This window comes from Streptomyces sp. 8L, assembly GCF_020176795.1.
In the GTDB taxonomy this organism is placed as follows: domain Bacteria; phylum Actinomycetota; class Actinomycetes; order Streptomycetales; family Streptomycetaceae; genus Streptomyces.
The window spans coordinates 1-1,808 of record NZ_JAIUKE010000846.1 but is presented as its reverse complement, the minus strand read 5'-3'; the positions used below and the strand labels follow the sequence as shown (position 1 = coordinate 1,808).

At 73.6% G+C, this 1,808-nt stretch carries 1 protein-coding gene; it reads right to left on the bottom strand.

Annotated elements, in window-relative coordinates:
• Positions 1 to 236: 236 nt before the first annotated feature.
• On the bottom strand, positions 237 to 1,796 hold the full coding sequence (locus tag LCE31_RS39350; protein ID WP_225023071.1) for an aldehyde dehydrogenase family protein: 1,560 nt from the start codon (positions 1,794 to 1,796) through the stop codon (positions 237 to 239).
• Positions 1,797 to 1,808: the final 12 nt, after the last annotated feature.

Here is a 1,808-nt window from a genome sequence, read left to right as displayed (position 1 = left end):
AGGGGGGACTTGAACCCCCACGCCCGATAAAGGGCACTAGCACCTCAAGCTAGCGCGTCTGCCATTCCGCCACCCGGACGAGTGGTCTTCCGCAGCGTTCCCGTCGCGGTGACGTGGTCAACAATACCAGGGGTTTCGAGTGCCTCTCACCCCTATATGTGGTGGTCAGGCGTGGCCTGCCGAGCGGGCCGTGACCGGCGGGCCCGCCCCCCAGGGCCGGTGGCGCCCCGGGTGATTCAGGGCATCAGGTGGTAGTCCGGGAAGTTGCCCGGCAGGCGCTCCCCCTCCGGGCCCGCCGTGACGGCCCGTACGAGCAGCTCGCCCCCGACGAAGGCGCCGCGCCAGGCGTGTCCGAAGCCGCCGAACAGCTCGTCGCGGTCACCGCGCGAGCGGGGTTTGCCGTGGCCGACCTTGAAGGCCCGCACCTGGGGCGCGAGCCGGGCGTAGGTCGCGGGGTCGTCGGTGGACAGCGTCGCCACGAGCGCTCCGTTCGAGGCGTTCATGGCGGCCAGCAGCTCCGCCTCCGTGTCGACCAGCACGATCGTGTCGACCGGTCCGAACGGCTCCGCGTGGTGCAGCGGGGAGGAGGGCGGCGGTTCCAGCAGGGTGACGGGCGCGAGGTAGGCGTCCCGGGACCCGCCGGGCGGGAACGCCGCGTCCGGCAGGGTGCCCTCGTGCAGCGGGACCGCGCCGCGGTCGACCGCCTCTGCCACCTGGTCGCGCAGTTCCTTGGCCTTCGCCGCGTTGATGAGCGGGCCGAAGTCCAGCTCGGGCAGCGGGTCGTCCGGGTCGGCGACGGCCAGCGGGTGGCCGGCCCGCACCGACCGTACGGCCGGCAGGTAGGCGTCGAGGAACTCCGCGAACAGCGACCGCTGCACGACGAACCGGGGGTAGGCCGTGCAGCGCTGCTTGCCGTAGTCGAACAGCTTCGGGATCACGGCGGCGAGCGACGGCCAGTCGCTGAAGTTCCAGATGCCCCAGGTGTTGAGGCCCTCCTGTTCCAGGATGTGCCGCTTGCCGAGGTCGGTCACGGCCGTGGCGATGCCGGCGCCGGTGTCCCGGCCGCCGACGAACGAGACACAGCCGATCTCCGGCGATCCGACGAGTTCTGCGGACAGCTCCCGGCCGCTGCCGCTGACCAGCGAGACCGGCAGCCCTTCGCGGGCGGCGAGCGCGCACGCGAGGGTCAGGCAGGCCACTCCCCCGTCGGTGGGCGTCTTGGCGATGACCGCGTTGCCCGCGAGGACCTGGACGAGCATCGCGTGGACGAGCACGGACATCGGGTAGTTCCAGCTGGCGATGTTCGAGACGGGGCCTTCGAGCGGGGCCCGGCCCGCGGCCATCCGGTCGATCCCTGACACGTACCAGCGAACGCCGTCGATCGCACGGTCGACGTCGGCGCGGGCGAGCCGCCAGGGCTTGCCGATCTCCCACACGAGCAGCAGGGCCAGCAGGTCCCGGTGGGTGTCGAGGGCGTCGAGCGCGGCCGTGACGCGGGCCTTGCGCTCGACGAGCGGCGTGTGCCGCCAGCCCCTGTGCTGGTCGAGGCAGGCGCGCACCGCCTGCCTCGCGGTGTCCGGGCCGAGCATCGGCGGCCCGGCGATAGCGGTGCCGTCGACGGGGCTGGTGGCGGGCAGCGAGCGGCCGTCCGCGCGCCAGGTCCCGGCCCAGAGGTTGCGGACGCGGTCGGCCTGGAACGCCTCGGGTGCCGCGACGAGGGCGCGCCGCCAGGCGTCGTCCCAGGCGGCCCCGGGGTGGGGGGGGGGGGGGGTGGGTGGGGTGAGGGTGGGTGCCATCGAGGGTCTCCG